The 17963-nt window shown below is 65.7% G+C and carries 19 protein-coding genes; 11 read left to right on the top strand and 8 right to left on the bottom strand.

Annotation, left to right across the window (positions count from 1 at the left end):
- From MJ797_RS08710 to MJ797_RS08700, 4 genes are all read left to right on the top strand, one after another.
- On the top strand, window positions 1-193 hold a 193-nt coding region (locus MJ797_RS08710), incomplete at its 5' end, for a tetratricopeptide repeat protein (RefSeq protein WP_239333545.1).
- Window positions 180-542 (top strand): hypothetical protein, encoded by a 363-nt coding sequence (locus MJ797_RS08705; RefSeq protein WP_239333544.1) that lies wholly within the window; start codon window positions 180-182, stop codon window positions 540-542. The genes MJ797_RS08710 and MJ797_RS08705, both read left to right, overlap by 14 nt.
- A 221-nt stretch (window positions 543-763) precedes the next feature.
- Entirely contained in the window at window positions 764-2482 is a 1719-nt protein-coding gene (locus tag MJ797_RS27435; protein ID WP_374581790.1) for an HEXXH motif domain-containing protein, read from the top strand.
- A 524-nt stretch (window positions 2483-3006) separates the two neighbouring features.
- Window positions 3007-3324 carry a hypothetical protein gene (locus MJ797_RS08700; RefSeq protein WP_239333543.1) on the top strand — a complete coding sequence of 106 codons (318 nt, stop codon included), beginning with the start codon at window positions 3007-3009 and terminating at the stop codon, window positions 3322-3324.
- Between the two features lie 153 nt (window positions 3325-3477).
- On the opposite strand, the gene MJ797_RS08695 is transcribed toward MJ797_RS08700, so the two are convergent.
- Window positions 3478-4932: an ATP-binding protein gene (locus MJ797_RS08695; protein ID WP_239333542.1), complete on the bottom strand. Its 1455-nt coding sequence runs from the start codon at window positions 4930-4932 to the stop codon at window positions 3478-3480.
- Window positions 4933-5182: 250 nt separating this feature from the next.
- Between MJ797_RS08695 and MJ797_RS08690 the strand changes: the two genes are divergently transcribed.
- The 3 genes from MJ797_RS08690 (at window position 5183) to MJ797_RS08680 (ending at window position 6348) form a co-directional block, all read left to right on the top strand.
- The gene (locus tag MJ797_RS08690) at window positions 5183-5737 is read left to right on the top strand and encodes a Uma2 family endonuclease (RefSeq protein ID WP_239333598.1); all 555 of its coding nucleotides are present in this window, start codon (window positions 5183-5185) and stop codon (window positions 5735-5737) included.
- A 70-nt stretch (window positions 5738-5807) separates the two neighbouring features.
- Entirely contained in the window at window positions 5808-6110 is a 303-nt protein-coding gene (locus tag MJ797_RS08685) for a nucleotidyltransferase family protein (protein WP_239333541.1), read from the top strand.
- Complete coding sequence (locus MJ797_RS08680; protein WP_239333540.1) at window positions 6100-6348, top strand: DUF86 domain-containing protein; 249 nt, start codon at window positions 6100-6102, stop codon at window positions 6346-6348. The genes MJ797_RS08685 and MJ797_RS08680 overlap by 11 nt, the downstream gene beginning before the upstream one ends.
- A 429-nt stretch (window positions 6349-6777) precedes the next feature.
- On the opposite strand, the gene MJ797_RS08675 is transcribed toward MJ797_RS08680, so the two are convergent.
- From MJ797_RS08675 to MJ797_RS08645, 7 genes are all read right to left on the bottom strand, one after another.
- Window positions 6778-7083 carry a helix-turn-helix domain-containing protein gene (locus MJ797_RS08675; RefSeq protein WP_239333539.1) on the bottom strand — a complete coding sequence of 102 codons (306 nt, stop codon included), beginning with the start codon at window positions 7081-7083 and terminating at the stop codon, window positions 6778-6780.
- 19 nt (window positions 7084-7102) lie between these two features.
- Complete coding sequence (locus tag MJ797_RS08670) at window positions 7103-7447, bottom strand: type II toxin-antitoxin system RelE/ParE family toxin (RefSeq protein ID WP_239333538.1); 345 nt, start codon at window positions 7445-7447, stop codon at window positions 7103-7105.
- Window positions 7448-7967: 520 nt separating this feature from the next.
- Window positions 7968-8396, bottom strand: a complete 429-nt coding sequence (locus tag MJ797_RS08665) for an NUDIX domain-containing protein (protein WP_239333537.1) — start codon at window positions 8394-8396, stop codon at window positions 7968-7970.
- 150 nt (window positions 8397-8546) lie between these two features.
- The gene (locus MJ797_RS08660; protein WP_239333536.1) at window positions 8547-9506 is read right to left on the bottom strand and encodes a tellurite resistance TerB family protein; all 960 of its coding nucleotides are present in this window, start codon (window positions 9504-9506) and stop codon (window positions 8547-8549) included.
- A gap of 192 nt (window positions 9507-9698) precedes the next feature.
- Entirely contained in the window at window positions 9699-10178 is a 480-nt protein-coding gene (locus MJ797_RS08655; RefSeq protein ID WP_239333535.1) for an ATP-binding protein, read from the bottom strand.
- Between the two features lie 299 nt (window positions 10179-10477).
- Window positions 10478-11587, bottom strand: a complete 1110-nt coding sequence (locus MJ797_RS08650) for a hypothetical protein (protein ID WP_239333534.1) — start codon at window positions 11585-11587, stop codon at window positions 10478-10480.
- A gap of 341 nt (window positions 11588-11928) precedes the next feature.
- Window positions 11929-12609 (bottom strand): hypothetical protein, encoded by a 681-nt coding sequence (locus MJ797_RS08645; RefSeq protein WP_239333533.1) that lies wholly within the window; start codon window positions 12607-12609, stop codon window positions 11929-11931.
- 299 nt (window positions 12610-12908) lie between these two features.
- Here MJ797_RS08645 and MJ797_RS08640 point away from each other — a divergent pair, with 299 nt between their 5' ends.
- The 4 genes from MJ797_RS08640 (at window position 12909) to MJ797_RS08625 (ending at window position 17941) form a co-directional block, all read left to right on the top strand.
- Window positions 12909-13295: a co-chaperone GroES gene (locus tag MJ797_RS08640; protein WP_239307890.1), complete on the top strand. Its 387-nt coding sequence runs from the start codon at window positions 12909-12911 to the stop codon at window positions 13293-13295.
- Between the two features lie 372 nt (window positions 13296-13667).
- Window positions 13668-13967, top strand: coding sequence for a DUF4193 family protein (locus MJ797_RS08635; protein ID WP_239307891.1), 300 nt, complete (start codon window positions 13668-13670; stop codon window positions 13965-13967).
- 171 nt (window positions 13968-14138) lie between these two features.
- Entirely contained in the window at window positions 14139-17303 is a 3165-nt protein-coding gene (locus tag MJ797_RS08630; protein ID WP_239333532.1) for a LuxR C-terminal-related transcriptional regulator, read from the top strand.
- A gap of 218 nt (window positions 17304-17521) precedes the next feature.
- Window positions 17522-17941 carry a hypothetical protein gene (locus MJ797_RS08625; protein ID WP_239307893.1) on the top strand — a complete coding sequence of 140 codons (420 nt, stop codon included), beginning with the start codon at window positions 17522-17524 and terminating at the stop codon, window positions 17939-17941.
- Window positions 17942-17963: the final 22 nt, after the last annotated feature.

The following is a 17963-nucleotide window of genomic DNA, read 5'->3' as shown; positions in this document are numbered from 1 at the left end:
TTCCATCGCTTCCCATCTGAACAACCTGGCGCTCATCCTAGGCGAGCTGGGCGATTCCCTAGCTGAGCGGACGATGCTGGAACGGGCATTATCCATCGCTGAGGCGACGTGCGGTGTCGACCATCCAGATACAGTCATGGTCAGGATGAATCTGAATCCTATAATTTCGAGGAGAATCCATGAAAAGCAATGATGATAGTTGTTTAAAATCAGACATAGCAGATTTGACCGAAGCATCTCTAGTCGATATTCGATTGGCTACCAATAATGGTATAACAAGGATGCTCGACAAGATTCTGACGGCCGTCTCTAGACCCAAAAATCCTTGGGGGGGGTATTCCAGTGGCGGCTCGTGGGAGTATGATTCATATCCAGAGCCGATGTTTAGACTAAGAAATCGACGACAAAAAAAGGACTCTCCTGATGGACAAAATAAAGATGCCGATGGTGAGCTATCGGCAGATTCAGAATCGTCGGCTAGTGAGTCTAATTTGAGATATGATAAGGATATTAATTCAAGCCCGACTGGTGAAGAGAATTGATATCGGAATCTGGAAGTCTGCCAATTCGACTCTCTGGCTCTAGTCCTCAGCCCTTTGAGGTGGTCGAACCGCGAACCCATTCACTGCCGGCCGCCCATTTCGCGGCTCTTGCGGCTGGAGGTGGTGATGAGACCACCGTTCGGTATCTAAAGGCGGCTGACTATAGCTGGCGGCTAGGTCTGCTGCGCGCCGTTCTTGATCTGGCGCGCGATCGTTGGGATATGGCTTGGCCATTGCCCTCCGTCGATGAAGCATGGCAGTTGCTTGAAGACGCCCAAATACGGTCACAATACCAGGTTGCTCATGTACTTGCCTACCCGAATGTTGGAACCTGGGCTTGCAGACTCTTGCGTAGATTCCAAGGCCTTGTCGACGGCGACTGGCCGTTGTGGGTGGAGATAGGTTACCTCCACTCGATAGCGGCAGCTAGTGCAGCACGAGCGGGGATGAACTTTCGAATCAAGCTTGTCTTACATGAAGGTCTTGTCACTCTTCCTACCCTAGGCCGCGCGCTCCTTCACGATTGTCAGGGATGGGAGACCGTAGTAGCAATATTCGAAAACAGTAGTCTTCGGCTCGAGAGCGATGCCGGAATTACTGAGATCTCTCGTCCGCTCATCGAGGATCGAAATGGATGGGAGAGTCTACGCTGCATACGGGTCGAATCGGCTAGTCGTACTCTCACCCTTGTAATTGATGATATCGACCCATACAGAGTTATGGGCGGCCCCGTTCCGGCGGATCGTCTCGACCATGATCAGTTAATACAATGGAATATCTTGATCAGCCAAGCGTGGGATTTACTTAACGAAGTAGACCCTGACTACGCACGGGCACTGGCGAGTGGTGTCCGCACTCTCGTACCGCTGGGATCCACAGAGCCCCACCAATATCTCAGCGGCTCGTCAAGCGAGGCGTTAGGTTGCCTGGCATCTTCGACACCAGTAAATGCCGCACAACTCAGCGCGACTCTCGTGCACGAATTTCAACACATGAAACTCAACGGTTTGATTCGTCTGACTGATTTGTATTCCGACACATCGGCCGATTTGTTCTACGCCCCATGGCGAGATGACCCTCGCCCGCTCGGCGCGCTACTCCACGGCATATATGCTTTTTTTGGCGTCACACGTTTTTGGCGCGCTTACGCCCGGAGTGCCCCTGGCCCGGAGAAGCGTATTGCCTACTTTGAGTTCGCACTTTGGCGCGAGCAAACGCGGGAGGCGGCCTTGGCGATTCGTCGCTCCCCACAACTCACCGCCCGCGGGCAGTGTGTAATCGAGAACCTACTTCAAGCCATGAACTCATGGGTAGATGAGCCGGTTCCATCCGATCTGCTGAACCTTTCGCAGGCCGCAGCTGCCGATCATCTAGTGGGCTGGCGCATCCGACATCTTCGTCCGCCGGATCAGTCCGTCTCCTTGCTAGCGGATGCTTGGCGGGCAGGTCGAAAATATCCTATTGGCGATGTGTTTGCGCCATCGACCCTTGAACCGGACACTTCTCATACCTGTCTGGATGGCAGGGCTTCACTGATTCGTATACGGTTACGGAGCGCCAATTCGTCTGAAGTGCCGGCGATGTCATCTGAATCTTATGAGGCCTACCCGGGACTTACGTACGCAGATCTTGTATATACTCATGGAAATCTTTCGCATGCTCATGGGATGTATCTGGAACGCCTCCGCCATAACCCGGGAGACTCAGACAGCTGGACGGGTCTGAGGCTAACGTTGAACGCCACCGCGAACGCACACCGCCCATTGGCCTCATGGATTCTCTTTGAACGGCCAGAATTGGTATGTGCGGTTGCACGGAATGTGGCGGCATCGACGAAGGACGCTCCGGATCCTCTGAGTCTTGCGGAATGGCTTGGAACAGTATTCGAAAGACAATGTGGTCGCGGCAGAGTCAAGGATCATTCGTCGACCGACTACTGATTTTTAATCCGACTTGCTGGATCTTGAGAGCGCTGCGGACCTGTGACCTGCGCCGCCCGCCTTTGATCGTCTTACTGACTACCAAGTCGTTGTGGGATAGATGCGCCGATCAGCTCGAATGCCTTTTTCTGGGTTTCGGTGGGGTTGGTGAGTAGTTGTACGCTGTCGCCGCCGTCTATGCAGAGTTCGTTACGGGCGAGGGTGGCCGGGTAGGCGAGGAGGCCCTGGAAGCTGTGGAGTGGTGTTCCGGCGGGCTGTTCTTTGCGTGTGGTTTTCCGTTCGGTGGCTTCGGAGTGGCGGGCGGGGCCGACTGGGTCGGTGCGGGCTGGAGGGTTCTCGTCGGTGAGGGTCAGGGGTGCGAGCTTTTTCCTCAGATGCCGGGTGATGTAGGCGGCGAGGGAGCAGATCGGGAGGTGGGCACGGGGACTCGGTCTTCCAGGTAGTGGTAGATCGGCCGTACCTCGAGGTTGGTCGTCTTGATGCTTCGCAAGATACGTTCGACCTAGGCGAGGTTTTTGTAGGAGGTGACGGTGGTGGAAAGCGGTGTGCGCACCACGCAGGTCAGCACACCGGAGCCAGTCAAAGTGGAGCGGCCGCGAGCCTACACGCTGCGGCTGACACTGCTGAACGGCCAGGACATCACCGTCATCGGAAAGCACTTCCGCAGAAACCTTGGCGACCTGCTGGACAGCGCCGAGCAGGACGACCGGCTGCTCACGCTGCAGAGCTCGGGGTTCGAAGGCGCCCTTCCCATCCTGGAGTCGGTGGCAGCGGAAGGCTCCGCATGGATAGCCAAGGAACACGAACGCCGCCAACGCTGGGCCCGCGACTGGGCCGACTGAGCCAAGGCAGCCAGGCAGCCTCAATGCCGGCCCGATTATGTGCGCGTCGTGCAACAGTTCGTCAGGGAACGCGTGTGCCAGATCGATCGCCCTTCGCGTGAAGCGGCCTGTTCCATCTCCTGCGGCGCGCTACGACGGGGCTCTTGCCGCCGATCAGCCTGCGTAGAGCTGGTCGAGGCCGATCAGGCGGACATCGCTTGGAACATCGGATTCCAGGCCCGGGTGGAATCCCGCCCCCGAGTAACAGGCGAGGCGCGTATCGCGGGTGTCAAAGCCCTTGGCCGTGAGCAGGTCGCGGGCGCGGCGCAGGCGGTCGGCGTGACGCCGGTCCATGACCCGGTCCCACTTCGTTTCCCCGAGCGAGAGAATCCTGCGCGGTTGTCCGTGTTCTGCCGGCGCGAGAACGGCGACATCGATCTGGATCTGAGTCCTGTTGGCGGGGTCGGCGACGATTCCCGCTCCCACCTCGGCAGGCAGGCCTCCGAACACCGCCGGGTCAGCCATGATCGCATAATCGCGGCATATGGTCTCGAAATGCGGCCCGACGATCTGGGAAAGGAACCGCGGCTGCGCACTGGACCAGATCGTCGCCGCGTCGCCGCGCTCCAGCCGCGTCCAGTCCCGGCTCATGACCGCGTGGTAAAAGCTGATCAGCGGCTCGGCTATCCGGTAGACCGCCCTGCCCGGCCTGAACAGGTCGGGCTCCCTGACCAGCAGCCGGGAGTCCTCCAGCACCCGCAGCGGGTGGGCTATCTCGTTGGCCTTCCTGCCGACGTAGCTGGCGACGCCCCCGCTGGTCGAGTTCCCCTCGGCGACGGCGGAGAGCACCGAGTGGTACAGCGACAGGTCGCGGATGTCCGTCTCCTCCGCGAGCAGATAGCGGGCCTCGCGGAACAGCGGGGTCTGCGGGTTCAGCACGGTCCTTGTCACCCAGGCGTCGAAGTCGCCCAGGCCCGACGGGGAGTCGTCGCGGACGAACTCGCGACGGTAGGCGGGTGTTCCGCCAACCACGGAGTGCACGAGCACCGCGAGCGCCGGATCCGTGACGCCCCAGAACCGCGCGGCGTCCTGGTAGCCGAAGGGATGAACCATCAACTCAAGACCCGCGCGTCCGCGCAAGGGCGCCTGTCCGGACAACAGGCCTCCCATGACGGACATCGCCGAGCCGCACAGCAGGAGCCGCGCGCTGCTGGTACCGCCGCTGCCGCCCGGCCCGAGTTCACGTTGGATGATCGATGGCAGCTCCGGCGACGCCTTGACCAGGAAGGGGAACTCGTCGATCACGACTGGTGTGGGGCGGCCGCTCGCGGCACGCAGGACGAATGGGACAGCATCCAGCCAGTCCCGGAAAGGCGGGACCGGGGCGCCCGTGAACCTGACGAGTTCATCGGCGAACAACCGAAGCGAGACCGCCTCGGTCAGTTCCAGGGCGGGAAAGTAGATCCCGTTGGCCGCGGCGGCCAGCGCCTGAAGAAGATAGCTCTTGCCCTGCCGGCGCCGCCCGCTGACCACGCCGAGAGTCGCCCCCGGACGAGCGTCGGCTACGAAGGATGTCAGGCCTCGCCACTCGGCATCGCGGTCGAACAGGTGAGGGGGCTTCACAGGCATGGCCATTGTCCACTCTTCGGATCGAAGTATGGTTGACCGAAACCTACTTGATCGATCCATAGTTCGTCGAAGTACGTTTCACAAATGCTACCAGGCGAGCCCTCCGCGCCAGGCTCCGGACGATCGTGGCGTTGCGACGAGTCGTACCGGCGACGCTCGAACATCGAGGCCCAGCCTCTGCAGGCGCTACGCTGGCCCGGAAGGATCACGTCTGTCGGTCGCCCGAAGGAGGTACGTCATCACCGTGGAGATGTTCGCTCCCGACTGGATGCACCACCAGGTCACGGCGGAGCAGTACGACTCCTGGTCCGACGAGCAGTGCGCGGGCATCGAGATCGTGGACGGGATGGTCGTCGTGCGCCCCAGCGCGTCGAAGCGCCACAACCGGCTGATCAGGACCCTCGCGACCGCTCTGGAGGCCGCCGCCGGGCCGGACTGGAACGCCGACTTCGACTTCGACGTCCGGCTCCAGGACGTGCCGTTGACGAACCGGCGTCCAGATGTCGTCGTGTACCGCGCCGACACGATCGATGTCATGCCAGCGCGCCCCGAGCACATCCTGCTCGTCGTCGAGGTGGTCTCTCCGGGCTCGGAGACGACTGACCGGATCGTCAAGGCCGGGCAGTACGCCAGGGCCGGGATCTCCTACTACTGGCGAGTCGAACAACCCCCCGCAGGGGTTCCCGTCGTCCACACCTACATTCTCGACCCGGCGAGCAAGACCTACCGTGACGGAGAGGTGTTCACCGGTGTCGTCGACGCCGTCGCACCCTTCCCGATGAAGATCGACCTCACCCGGCCGTAGCGACGATGGATCTCTCCGAGCTGCGGGTCACCGGCCGCTGTCGCGTGACGCCTGCGGCTACCCTTGCCTGGTGAGGCTCATCGCGGGAGTGGAGATCGACGAGGCCCGCCTTGCCGCGATCTGCGATCGGTACGGGATCGCCGAACTCCAGCTGTTCGGCTCGCAGGCGCGCGGCACCGCGACCGCCGACAGCGACATCGACATCCTGTACACCCTTCGGCCTGGCCGGCGTCTGGGCTGGGACATCGAGCAGCTTGCCGATGACCTCGCCGATCTGTTCGGCCGGCCTGTCGATCTGGTCTCCGTCCGCGGGCTCCACCCGTTGCTACGGTCGTCCGTCCTGGCTGAAGCACGGCCCGTCTATGCGGCGTGACGTCCTCCTTCTCGGTGAGATGATCGAAGCAGCCGACCAGGCGCAGAAACGCACCGATGGGATCACCAAGCAGTTTCCAGACATCGCCTGGAAGCAGCCAGTGCGGCTACGCAACCGGATCGTCCACGGCTACTGGTCTGTCGATCTCGAGATCCTGCACACCGCGGCCAGGGAGCAACTACCACAGTTCGCCGCCGACCTGCGCCGGGTACTCGCATCCGTCGACGAAGGCACCTGAATCCGCTGAGAGCGGAGCGAGCGGCCTGGTCACCTGCGCCGCTGGCTCGCGGCTGCGGTCAAGGATGCCGAAACCACAGTGATCGACCCATATGACAGCTCAGGCCACTGGTCGTGGCAACGCACGGCTATTATGTGGATGATATTGGGGCCCGTCCTCGATCATACGCTGTGGCCTGCATGAATGAGTTCACCAGACAGGGCTTGGATTCAGAGGGTCAGTGCACCGCCCGCATCTACAGGAGCGTCGGAGCGCTTCGTACTGCAGTTGTACTGCAACAGGGGTAGACGCCCGTAGACGCCCGTAGACGGCCCCGAGGCCGTGACCTGCGCGGACGGACGTTGATGAACATTCATGGACATATCGCCGATGGCTACGGATCAAGAGATTGGGGCTTCGAGTCCCTCCGAGCGCACCACATCCTCGAGGTCAGCCGAGGACCACTCGGCGATCACCAAAGTCGGCAATAATCTCGATCTTCCCGCCCAGGGCCTCCACGTAGGCCCTGATCGTGGCCAGCCCCGCCCGATCGAGCCCGCCGCGCTCCAGCTCGGACACCGATGGCTGCTTCACATGCATCCGCTCGGCCAACTCGACCTGCGTCAGACCCTGCTCCTCACGAATCTCCCTGAGCCGGTAGGCGCGTACCTCAGCATCCAGGCGTGCGCGGTACTCAGCCACCAAGCCCTCGTCTGGAGGCCGCTTGGCCCGTACCTGCTCCCACGTACTCGCCACGGCACGTCCCTCCTCTCGCTCAGCTCCCATTGCCGTATTCACCGCGGAGCCACCCGTCGTACCGGTCATCAGCAGTCTTGATGTTTCGGACATACCAACTTCGCCAAGTGCCGGACTTGTCCCCGCCGACGAGCAGCACAGCACGCCGCTGCGGGTCGAATACGAACAGAACGCGCATCTCGGTAGAGCCGGCCGATCCCGGCCTGAGCTCTTTCATGTTGTGATGCCGGGACGCCTTCACCGAGTCGACCAGAGGACGGCCCAGGGCTGGGCCTTCGTCCGCAAGCTTCTCGATGGCAGCAGCGACCAATGCGTAACTACGGTCATCGAGACCCAACAACCACGTTTCGACCTCGTCGAGCAACCGGACGTCCCAGCGCACTCGCCAAGTATAGGCAGCAACCTCTATAGGTCAAAGTCTATATGCACCCCACATGATCTCACCCTCACAGTGGAGAGCCCATGCCTCGAAGCGCGAGCCGACAGTCATACTGACAGGCAAGTCGGCAGACAACCACGCACGTCGGCGGACACACGCCCCCTGATCCTCGGACCCGGCAAGCCCCAGCGGACGTCCACGGAAGATCCCGGGCAAACTACGGATCAAGATGCTGGGGGGTCGAGTCCCTCTGAGCGTGTCGCATCTCCATGATCTTGACGCCGTTACGGCTACCGGTGTTGAACGCGTAGCAACGGCCGACGCTGCGCTCCATCCTGCGGTCGTGTCCATCATCAACGTCAGCACCACAGGCGGTACATCGACAACACGGTTCTGGCTCCGGTCACGTGGGTGTAAAAATGCGCACGATTGTACCAGAGGCACCCCACTGCCCGACTGTTGGGGCGCCGGTGAGACAAAGCCGGGGTGATCTCCCGTGAGGTCGTCAGGCCGGTCTGCCCTCCCGCCGCGGTGCGCCAGCCGGGCCGTACCAGGCTGGCCGACGGGTGCTCAGCCAGCTCAGGATGGCCGTCCGCAGGTGCGCGGGCCGGAACACGAAAGCGTGGAGATCGGCCACGGCCACCGAACCGAGATCGATGGCCTCCTTCCGGCTGCCGATATCCGCGAACGGCGGCAGAACGGAGGCGAACACCATGTTCAGCTCGTGCCAGGCCTGGCCGGCTTCGACGAACGAGTGCTCCACGCATCCCACGAAGTCGAGGGTGCGCGCGGTCAGGCCGGTCTCCTCCCGGATCCCGCGGCGCAGCGCTTCCTCCACGCTCTCGCCCGGCTTCACGTTCCCGCCGGGTAACGAGTACCAGGCCTGCCCCCGGCGGTTGGCGACAAGGATGCGCTCGCCGGCCGTGAAGAGCATGCGTGCGCTCAATACCACCGATGTGCTGGACGCACTGGATGCTGCCGTGGTTGCGGTGACGGTGTCCACCGGGTCGGCCCGCCTTTCTTGCTGGCAGAAGCGGTCGGGGATCAAGGGATGTTCGTCTGGACGGCCTGGGCCTGGGCGTTCTTAGCCGGCCTGGACGGCGAGGGTCATGGGATCGAGCCCGAGAACAGCGATCGCCTGTTGGATGGCGGCTCGCTCGGCCGGGTCGAACGTGCCGTCAGCGCGCCCGATCACCGCGCCGAACTGGATGACCGACCGTGCCCGCACCCTACGTCCCCGCACCTTGGCGATCTCACGCAGCGCCGCGGCCCTGGCCTCGGTGGCATCCGCGCGGAACGCGGCCACATGCGCGTCGAACAGGCGGAGCAGCTCGTCCGGTGGAAAGGCGCCCAGGACCGGGTCACTGGTGACGATGGCCGCCATCGCTTCCCGTTCGCGCGCATCGATCGTGCCGTCGGCGGCGGCGACGAGCGCGCACATGGCCACCGCCGCATCCCGGAAGGACGCGTCGGTGAACTCGTGCCGGCGGGCATCCAGCTGCGCCCGCAGGGAGTGGGCGGACTCGCGTAGCTGGCTCCACCACGGTTCGGGTTCGGAGACCGCCAGGCCGGACCAGGTCGGCCAGCGGTCCTCCAGCCAGCGGATCGCCATGCTGGCTATCGCGGGGGGAGTCAATGATCGCTCGGTGAGGTTCGTGAGGGGGAGCGTGACGAGCGGCGTGCCCAGATAGGCGGTGGGTAGGTCCGCTTTGCCTGGAAGATCGGCTGAGAACACGAGCGTCATGGTGCGCTCATCAGGCCCGGTCGCGTGTTCGACGCACGCCGCGAAGGCCGGTACCGCCGGGGATGCCGACAGCCCCGGCGGTACCGGCCCCGGCTGCGGTGGCGCGGCATGCGCATCCCGGTGCGAGCCCAGCAGCCCGCGCAGGTGCCGGGAGGCGGCGGTGACGACGTCTTCACCGGGTGCGACGGTTCCGCCGGGCAGCGCATGGGCCGATTCGGCCGGCACATACCGCACCACCAGGTGCGTTCCCGTGCTGAGCAGTATCCGCACGTCCAGCCGGACATTCGTGGGCACGGGCATGGCGGCTCCCTGGTGATGACCTCGCGCTGTCGATTACGCTACGCCATGAGGCTGATGCTCCCCTCGCCCCATCATCCACCCACCACCATGGGTCATCACAGCTGCCCACCGTGGTTGTCCACGCTGGCACACCCGTCCCCGGACGATCTCACGCACAGTGAAAAATCGCTGGAAGAGTGTGGAAGCACATGGTCAGGGGAAGAACGCGGGCTGACAGGCAGCGACCATGGCCGCCGCCGCTGGCACGGCGGCACTCACGGGGATGGCTGCCCGCGCGGGCGCGGCCAGCTCGAACCACACATGCTTACCGGGGCTGTCCTCGGCCGGCTTGTCGACCACGCCCCACTCGCTGGCCAGCGCCGCGACCAGATGCATGCCGCGGCCGGACTCGTCATCGTCGCATACCGTCCGCATGATGGGACGGATCATGCTGCCGTCACCCACCGCGATCCGTACCCGGTCGTTCTGCGCGATGATCTGGATGTGCAGCGGGTCATCGCACCGGGTGTAGCGCACGGCGTTGGTGACGACCTCACTGACCAGCAGGCGGGCGACCTCGGCGTCTTCCTCACGGCCCCAGATGGTCAGCAGCTCGTTGACAAGACGCCGTGCCCGCCCCGCGGCGCGTGTGTTGGCGGGCAGATCGAAGCGCGCGGTAAGAGTTGCGGCCACGCCTCACCCTCCACCGATCACTGCCGACGGGCACGCCGCCGAACATCGCCATGTGTCCGAACATCGCCACCAGCCCGCTACTGTCGCCTTCATGCCACCCAGCGTTTGCCTTCAAACCTGGTTGGCATGATGTTGTCACAGAGCGTTGACTACTCGGCGAACACAGGTTCACCCTTGCGCGTGATCGGGCGGTACGCATCTCGGCGGACGGCGGTTGTCGCACCAGGTAGCGGTGGTTTTCCCGGGAGCAGGCCGGGTGCCTCCGGCCGCTGATCGAACGACGACTTCCGGAACACGCCCTAGATCACGTCGATGCCGTCGAGCATGCTGCCGTATTCGGGCCAGCGGTTGCCGTCACGGTTGTCCGTCCCGCTGGGCTGTGGCTGCGGATGCGGGGGCTGGGACGGCCGTGCCTGTGGCTGCTGCGTCCCCGGCTGCTGGGGCGTTCCGGGGTGCGTGACCTCAGCCCGCGGCGCCGCGGGGTGCGGATAACGCGGATGATGTGACTGATGCGGCTGGGGGTCGGGGGCGCTCCGGTCGGCAGCCGGCAGTGTTGATCTTCGGGGCATGCCGTTGCCCACGGGTATGCCCGGATCGGCCGGCACGGGCTGGGCGGGCGTCCGGCTGGGCGGGATCCCGATCGGCCCGGAAATCAGCGGCGCGGGGCGAGCTGTGGGGATGGCTGCTCCGTGATGCGGCTGCCCGGACGGTTCGCCGCCATTCCACGGCGCGGGTTGCCGGGGCGGCGTCCGCTGCTCATGCCCGAGCGGCTGGATCGGGCCGGTGGGGTGCTGCCGCGGTGCCGGCGGCATCGGGCGGGAGCTCGGGCTGGGTGGTTGTGCCGCGGTCGGGGACCACAGCGCCGCTGGTGGCTGTGGTGGAAGCGGCGGTTGCTGTGCCGCTGGTGGCTGTGGCGCTGGGAACCGCTCGGCTGCCGGTGGTGCGGGCGTTCCTGCCTGGGGCACCGGTGGAGCCGGGATGCGATGCGCGCCGGTGGACAGCGACGCGGTCGAGGACGGGATCCATCCCGTCGGATTGCCAGCGGTCGCGGAGACCGGGTAGGCGCCCGTGCTGGGACCCTGCGGGGCCGTGGGCGAGGAGGAGTGCCCACCCGGCCGTGGCGTTGTCGGCAGCGGCCCGCTGGGATGCGCGTGTGGGGCGGGAACGGGTGGGGACAGCGGGAGAACCGGTACGGACTGGCTGCTGGCGCCGTCGGGCTCCGTGACAGGTGCGTCGCCATCGGTTGCCGGGCCTCCTGTGACGATCATGATCGTCGGGCACGGCCAGAGCCGGTCGCAGCTCATGCACAGGTCGAACTCGTTCGGCTGGTGGAGATTGAGGAGGGTCAGCAGGGATTCGATGTGTTTGATCATTCGTGGACCCGCGAGAACGGGTCCGTTTGAGATCATGTGAAGCTCCGAGCGCAACTGGTTGCAGTAGCGCCCGATCTCGTCCGTCCGCTGATCCTCCATCGCAGGCAGCATGCACCATCACTTCGTGGGGTGTGTTACCGGTACGGCCTTCGACCGGTCACTGTGGCAACTGTAGGACTGCTGGTAGTAGTTTGTCACACAATCACGGACGGAGTGTCACCCAAATCGCATATCAGGACGCGCGTGTCGATGCGATGGGTTGTGCCGCGGTGGGTTCCGATGTGGTGCGTTGATAGAATGCGTTGATGTAACGGATGTGGGTACCCGGCTTGGCGTGGCGCTGTATGGCCGGGCGTTCCCGCTCTCGTTCTGGTTTTTCATCCCCGTTCGGGACGAACCTCCTCCGGGCGGCGAGCCTGGCGCATCAGGCCCTCCTGCAGGCGGGCGAACTCCTCGATGTAAGGGCTCTCGACCTGGCCCTGACCACCTGCGCCAGGCTCCTTGACGCCACCCTGGCGGTCGAAGACCGGCTCGAAACCGGCGAACTGCCCGCCCGCCCCACCGGGACCGATACGGTCGCCGCCCTGCCCGTCGAAGGCGGGGTAGTGGGTGCCGCTCGCCGCGGGTGGACCGCCACGGTCGCCCTGCCCGTCGTAGCCGCCGCCGAACGGCGGCAGGCTTGGTGTGCTTGGGCCAGGGCGTTCGCCGGGGGCTTCGAACGCCGGGTAGTGCGCGCCGTTGGCGGCCGCGCCACGCTCGCCGGGAGCCACGTCGTAACCGAACGACGATCCGTTGGGCGATGCTGTGGCCGCGGGTGGCGTGCCGGCCGGTACACCGGAGCGCCCCGCGGCCTCGTTGCCGAGCTCCTGGTCACCGGGACCGAAGGAGTCTGACGGATAGATCCGCGCGGACAGGCTGACCGACAGCGGGTCGCTACCATAAGTGATCACATCTACCTGGTCCTCCGGCCCGATGCCGCCGTTGCGGGCCAGGTCGACGAACCGGAAAAGATCAGCCCAGCGTAGCCCGTCGAGGTCCACACTGATTCGCAAAGCCATCGTCGCGCCTCATCTCACGGTTGCCTGCGTGCCGATCTTCGGTTGCCTGCCGGAGCCGGCGAACGCTCGCGCGCCCGGTCCCGACACCGACTCGCCGGCCTGACCACAACGGTCAGGTCGGCGATGGGCGGCAGCTTATACCCCGTTGGGGGTGCATTCCTCATCCAGGGAGCTTCGTGTGCTTCTCGCTGGAATCAGTGCTCTTGCCGACTCCGGTCGGGTGTCGGGTGGCTGGGGCGGAGACCGGCGTCGCGCCACTGTTGTAGGGCAATGTTGTCGTGGCGGGTAGTGTCCGGCACGTGAGTGTTGCTTCCGGCGGGGTCAACGGTGCCACCGGCGTCGGCGGGATGGCCGGCGTGGACATGCGGGCCGGGTCGTTGCCGATCAGACTTCTTCATGATCGTGTATTGGTTGCCCCGCGTGAGGACTCGACCGACCGTCGGTCAAAGGCCGGGATCGTCATTCCGGCCACCGCGCAGATGGGCAAGCGGTTGTCCTGGGCGGATGTGGTCGGGGTGGGCATGGCGGTACGTACCATCCAGATGGGTGACCGTGTGCTTTACGACCCCGAGGAACGCGCCGAGGTCGAGCTGCACGGCACGACCTACATCCTGCTGAGGGAACGGGACGTCCACGCGGTGGCCGCCGAGCGGCTGGATGACGGACTGACCGGCCTCTATCTGTAGCCGTTAGCTGCAATCGTCTATCTGTAGCCGTCGCGTATCCGCAGCCGCCGCACGATATCCGTAGCCTGTCCGATATTCCCTCTTCGGGTGACCATGTGGCGGGTCTGACACCGGGCTGTACACGTGATGCCTGGCCTATCGCCGTGCGGGACCGTATTGTTCGCGTCGGTCGGGAGAGATCCGTTGTCTCATGCCGACCATATGTGGATCACATGGATGCGGACAAACGTCACCCGTTGTGTTCGCACCAGGGTCGTTGCGTATTGTGACCACTCGATCCTGTTCGGGCGCAGGCCCGAGTGGGTACCGACAAGCGGTCGCACGCGGAGCCTCAGCGTGCGACCGATCCGATCTGGTGAGGAAGGAGACTTCATGGCTCGTGACTTCGACGCCCGACGGGGCGCTGATGTCGAGGAGGACGAGCTCCAGGAACAGAGCCTGGAGACGCTGAAGGCACAGCGCGCCGGGGCTGCCGCCGATCTCGGAGATGACGTTGATGCGCTCGAGGCCGAGCTGGATCTCCCCGATGCCGAGGTCCGTGACGAGGAGCTGTCCCTGCGGGTGCTGCCGAGACAGGCTGACGAGTTCACCTGCACCAGCTGTTTCCTGGTGCACCATCGCAGCCAGCTCGCTGATGCTCGCCGGACGGTCTGCTCCGACTGCGCCGCCTAAGAGCGCCCGGCAATAGGGGCGTGGATCAAGGAGTGGGGCTGGGGCACGTACCCTGATCCACGCTCCTCTTGTTGGCCGCATTAAAAGATCTTGCTTGTTGGCCTGACCTTGCTTGTAACTTCTTGTCGCGGTACCACTACCTAACGCAACTGAATGGTTAGGGGTGGAGAGATGGTTGACACGGAATCGTCCGCCGTCGTTGTCCCCCATCCGGACGCATCCGGTGGAAGAGCGCTGCCACTCGTCCTCTGTCGAACGTCCCCGCCGGCGTTGCCGGCCGCCCACATCCCCCGGGCCAGGCTGTGGGAGATGGTCGATCAGGGGGTCCGCCAGGGCACCACCGTGATCAGCGGCGCGGCGGGTTCCGGCAAGACGGTTCTCGCGGCGTCATGGGCCGCGGCCGCCCGGTTTCCCGGACCGGTCGCGTGGCTGTCTGTCGATGGCGACGCGGGCGCTGAGTTCTGGGCACATCTGCTGTCTGCGCTTGAGCGCGGCGGCATCCTGCCAGCTGGGCGGATGCGTGACGACCCGGCACCGTCGATGATTCCACGGCCGGCATCGGAGGGCGGCTTCGATGGGCGTTGGCGGGAGCTGGCCAACATGCTCGGCGAGTTGCCCGCGGTCGCTGTGCTGATCGTCGATGACGCTCATCTGATCATGGATCCGGTCGCGGTTGCCGGGCTTGAGCTGCTCGCCAGCTGTGCGGGTTCCGCGCTGCGACTGGTGCTTTGCGCACGTTATCCGATCATCGCCCTGCACCGGCTCCGTCTCGACGGACGGCTGGTGGAGGTCGGTCCGACCGATCTCGCGTTCACCGCGCGGGAGACCGCGGCGCTGTTCGAGGCCCATGGTGTTGATCTTCTGGAGGAGGGCCGGGACCGGCTGTTGGAACGCACCGAGGGCTGGGCCGCGGGCCTGCGGCTGTCGGCGGTCCATGCGGCGACGCATGAGCCGGCGGTCCGCGAGCCGGCGGCCGACGGCCGGGACGGCTCTTACAAGGAGCTCACCAGGCGTGCTGTAGGCGAATACCTGCGCGCGGAGGTACTCGGCCGCCATCCGTGGGCGGTCCGCCGGGTCCTGTTGCGCGCGAGCGTGTTGGACCGGCTTACCGGGCCTCTCCTCGAGACGGTCGCGGCCGAGCCCTGCCCGCGGGCCGGCGCGTCGCCATCCACGGGCGGAGCCAGCACCGGGGCCAGCAGCGGCGATCCTGGCGGCCCGGTCGTGGACGGGCGGGCGCTGCTGGCGGATCTGGCCCGGACCAACTCGTTCGTGATCGGCATGGACGCGGCGGACACCTGGTACCGCTTCCACCGTCTGCTTGCCGACACCATGCACGCCGATCTCGCGGGAGAGGGGCGTGAGGACGAGCCGGAGCTGCATCTGCGTGCCGCGCTGTGGTTCGCCGAACGCTGTGACGTCGCGGCCGCCGTCCGCCACGCATGCCGTGCCGGGGACTGGCGTTATGCCGCCTGCCTGCTTGTCGAAGGCGGCCTCGGAGTGATCACAGGTTCCGGTGGCCCTGCGGGTGCGGCGCAGGTCGGCCCATTGGTGGACGCGTTTCCCGTGGGAGCTGCCGATCAGTCGACCGAGTGCGCGCTTGTGGTCGCGGCACGTGCTGTCCGCGCTGGTGACGCCGAGGCCGCGCGGCGTTGTGTGCATAGCGCATGGACGCGGTTGGCCACCCTGCCGACAGGCCGCAGGCGTCTGCTGGCGACCGTTCTCGACGTTCTCGACGCGCGCTGCACCGAACTGCGGGCGGATACCGAGGCGATGCTCACCTGCGCCCGCAAGCTGCTGCGCGTCAGCCGGCGTCCGGAGAGCATCGCCATGCCGGAGGGGGGAAACGCGCATGGTCCCGACGTGTGGAGCAGCCTCTCCGCCATGCGTGCCGTCGCTTTTGCCACCCGCGGCCGCGCCGAGCTGTGGCGTGGTCGTCCTGACGGCGCATCCGAGGCCTTCCGAGCGGCACTGCGCCTTGCCCGTGAGGTGGATGCGCACGATGTGGAGCTGTCCTGCCTGGGCGGGCTCGCGCTGGCCCACGCCTGGCGCGGGCGGCTGCGCCAGGCCGAGTTCTGGGCTGGCAAGGCCGTGGCCGCGGACCGGAGCCGGTCGGCGGCCACGGGCCGCGACGACGTTCAACCCGCCGCGGCCACCGGGCTCGCCGATGCGCATCTCGCGGCGGCGCTCGTGTTCCTGGAAAAATATGATCTTGTTATGGCCGGGCGGCGCATACGCGAGGCGGAGCGCTACTGCCAGCAGTGGCCACAGCCAGTGACCGCTGAGCTCCTCGTCCTGTTCAACGCGGCTGTTCTGGCCCGTACGGGTGATGTCCGGATGGCCCGGCGGCTGGTCGGCGCGCATCGGCCGGTCGGCCTGCCCGATATCTGTGCGCGGACCCGGCTGGCCACCGATGGCGAGTTGCTGACAGCGGCCGGCAACCCGGACGCGGCGCTGGCCGTCCTGCGGCGTGGGATCACCGGGCACCGCCCTGCCCCGAGCGAGCTGCTCGCGCTGGCCCGGGTGCACCTGGCCCGCGCGGACGCACCCGCTGCGGTGGCGGTCCTGGCTCCGTTGCTACGAGCCGACACCGGCTTCGGTATCGGCAGCGTAACGGCTGCCTGCGTGCTGGACGCGGTGGCGGCCAGCCGTACCGGCGAGGTGGCGCGTGCGACCGCGTCGCTGGCCCGCGCGCTGGCGTTGGCTGAGGAGGAAGGCGTCATTCGTCCCTTCGTGGACGCAGGCGAGGAGGTGAGAGCCATGCTGCGGGCGCATCCAGGACTACGGGCCGCCCATCGGGCACTCGTCGACCAGCTGCTGGCCCGTGGCGAGGCCGGGCCCGCGGGGCCCAGCAGCGGGCCCGAGCATGGAGGATCACAACCTTCCACCGCCCGGCCATGGACTGAGCGGCGGCCGGCCCCGGATCCTGGGACGGATGCCCGGGGGGACCGGCCCGTGCTCGGTCCCCCCGGGACGGAGCCAGCCGTCGGCGCCGCTCGGCCCGCCGCTCCCATGATTGCCGACGGTGCCGGTGCCGGTGCCGGTGCCGGTGCCGGTGATGTGACGGCTTCGCGGCTGTCCCCGGCGAGGCCGCTCGTGACCGGGCCGGCGGTGCCGGTGCCGGCGGACTCGGCGACGCCGCCGGTGGAGCCGTTGAGCGGTCGTGAGCAGGCCGTCCTGACGTATCTGCCGACGATGCTCACAACGGCGGAGATCGCCAAGGAGATGTTCGTGTCGACAAACACCATCAAGACGCACTTGAAGAGCATCTACCGGAAGCTCGATGTGGCGCGTAGGCGGGATGCCGTGCAGCGTGCCCGAGCACTCCACCTGTTGTGATGTTCGGTAGCCGCGCGTGGCGCGGAGGAAGCTGTTTGCGGAATCTCCGTCGCTGAATTTTCACCCAGAGCAGAGGATGCGACACGCCTGAACGCAGGCGGACTGTAGTCCCCGAGACGCGGCGCGACGGTATCCGATCACGGAGGGCATGTCGTCCGCGACAGGTGAGGGGCCGGCGGTTCCGTCCGGCTCCGCGGACGCGGCGCGGAGGTGGCACGATGGACCAAGTGCTCGACCGGATGGAGCTGCCGCTTTCCGGCGTCGAAGTCGAGCTGGTGGGTTCGCCGGTCGGACTCCTGCACTGGCGGTTGAGGTCCGCGGGCGTGTCCGCGGACATTCTCGATCATCCGTTGGACCAGACACCGATTCTTGGCTGGCGCCAGGGCGCCACCCCGGTCGAGGGGCGCCGGCCGCCGGTGCCCTTCACCGTCGCCTGGGGCTCGCTGCTGGGTGGGCGTGGGCCCCTGCGGGTTGTGCTCGTCCACCGCCGCCGCTTCCGGGCGACCGTGCGGCGCAATCTTGAGCCCATGACGCTCGGTGGCGCGTTCTGGATCGCTGAGGCCGAGGGCTCGTTCGAACGGCTGGTCGTGTCGGACGGAACGATCGTCGAGAGCCGCGATCTGCGGCCCATGGGCTAAGTGGTCGGCGCCGGAAGTTCAT

The organism is Protofrankia sp. CiP3 (assembly GCF_917627345.1).
In the GTDB taxonomy this organism is placed as follows: domain Bacteria; phylum Actinomycetota; class Actinomycetes; order Frankiales; family Frankiaceae; genus Protofrankia.
Note: the sequence above shows the minus strand (reverse complement) of the source record. Positions and strands in the feature narration are given on the sequence as shown.

What these genes read in the sequence shown, in the direction of transcription:
- MJ797_RS08705 (WP_239333544.1), top strand. Translation starts at nt 180, where the DNA reads ATGAAAAGCAATGATGATAGTTGTTTAAAATCAGACATAGCAGATTTG.
- MJ797_RS27435 (WP_374581790.1), top strand. Translation starts at nt 764, where the DNA reads ATGGCTTGGCCATTGCCCTCCGTCGATGAAGCATGGCAGTTGCTTGAA.
- MJ797_RS08695 (WP_239333542.1), bottom strand. Translation starts at nt 4,932, where the DNA reads ATGCCTGTGAAGCCCCCTCACCTGTTCGACCGCGATGCCGAGTGGCGA.
- MJ797_RS08690 (WP_239333598.1), top strand. Translation starts at nt 5,183, where the DNA reads ATGTTCGCTCCCGACTGGATGCACCACCAGGTCACGGCGGAGCAGTAC.
- MJ797_RS08680 (WP_239333540.1), top strand. Translation starts at nt 6,100, where the DNA reads ATGCGGCGTGACGTCCTCCTTCTCGGTGAGATGATCGAAGCAGCCGAC.
- MJ797_RS08665 (WP_239333537.1), bottom strand. Translation starts at nt 8,396, where the DNA reads ATGCTCTTCACGGCCGGCGAGCGCATCCTTGTCGCCAACCGCCGGGGG.
- MJ797_RS08660 (WP_239333536.1), bottom strand. Translation starts at nt 9,506, where the DNA reads ATGCCCGTGCCCACGAATGTCCGGCTGGACGTGCGGATACTGCTCAGC.
- MJ797_RS08650 (WP_239333534.1), bottom strand. Translation starts at nt 11,587, where the DNA reads ATGATCTCAAACGGACCCGTTCTCGCGGGTCCACGAATGATCAAACAC.
- MJ797_RS08645 (WP_239333533.1), bottom strand. Translation starts at nt 12,609, where the DNA reads ATGGCTTTGCGAATCAGTGTGGACCTCGACGGGCTACGCTGGGCTGAT.
- MJ797_RS08635 (WP_239307891.1), top strand. Translation starts at nt 13,668, where the DNA reads ATGGCTCGTGACTTCGACGCCCGACGGGGCGCTGATGTCGAGGAGGAC.
- MJ797_RS08630 (WP_239333532.1), top strand. Translation starts at nt 14,139, where the DNA reads ATGGTTGACACGGAATCGTCCGCCGTCGTTGTCCCCCATCCGGACGCA.
- MJ797_RS08625 (WP_239307893.1), top strand. Translation starts at nt 17,522, where the DNA reads ATGGACCAAGTGCTCGACCGGATGGAGCTGCCGCTTTCCGGCGTCGAA.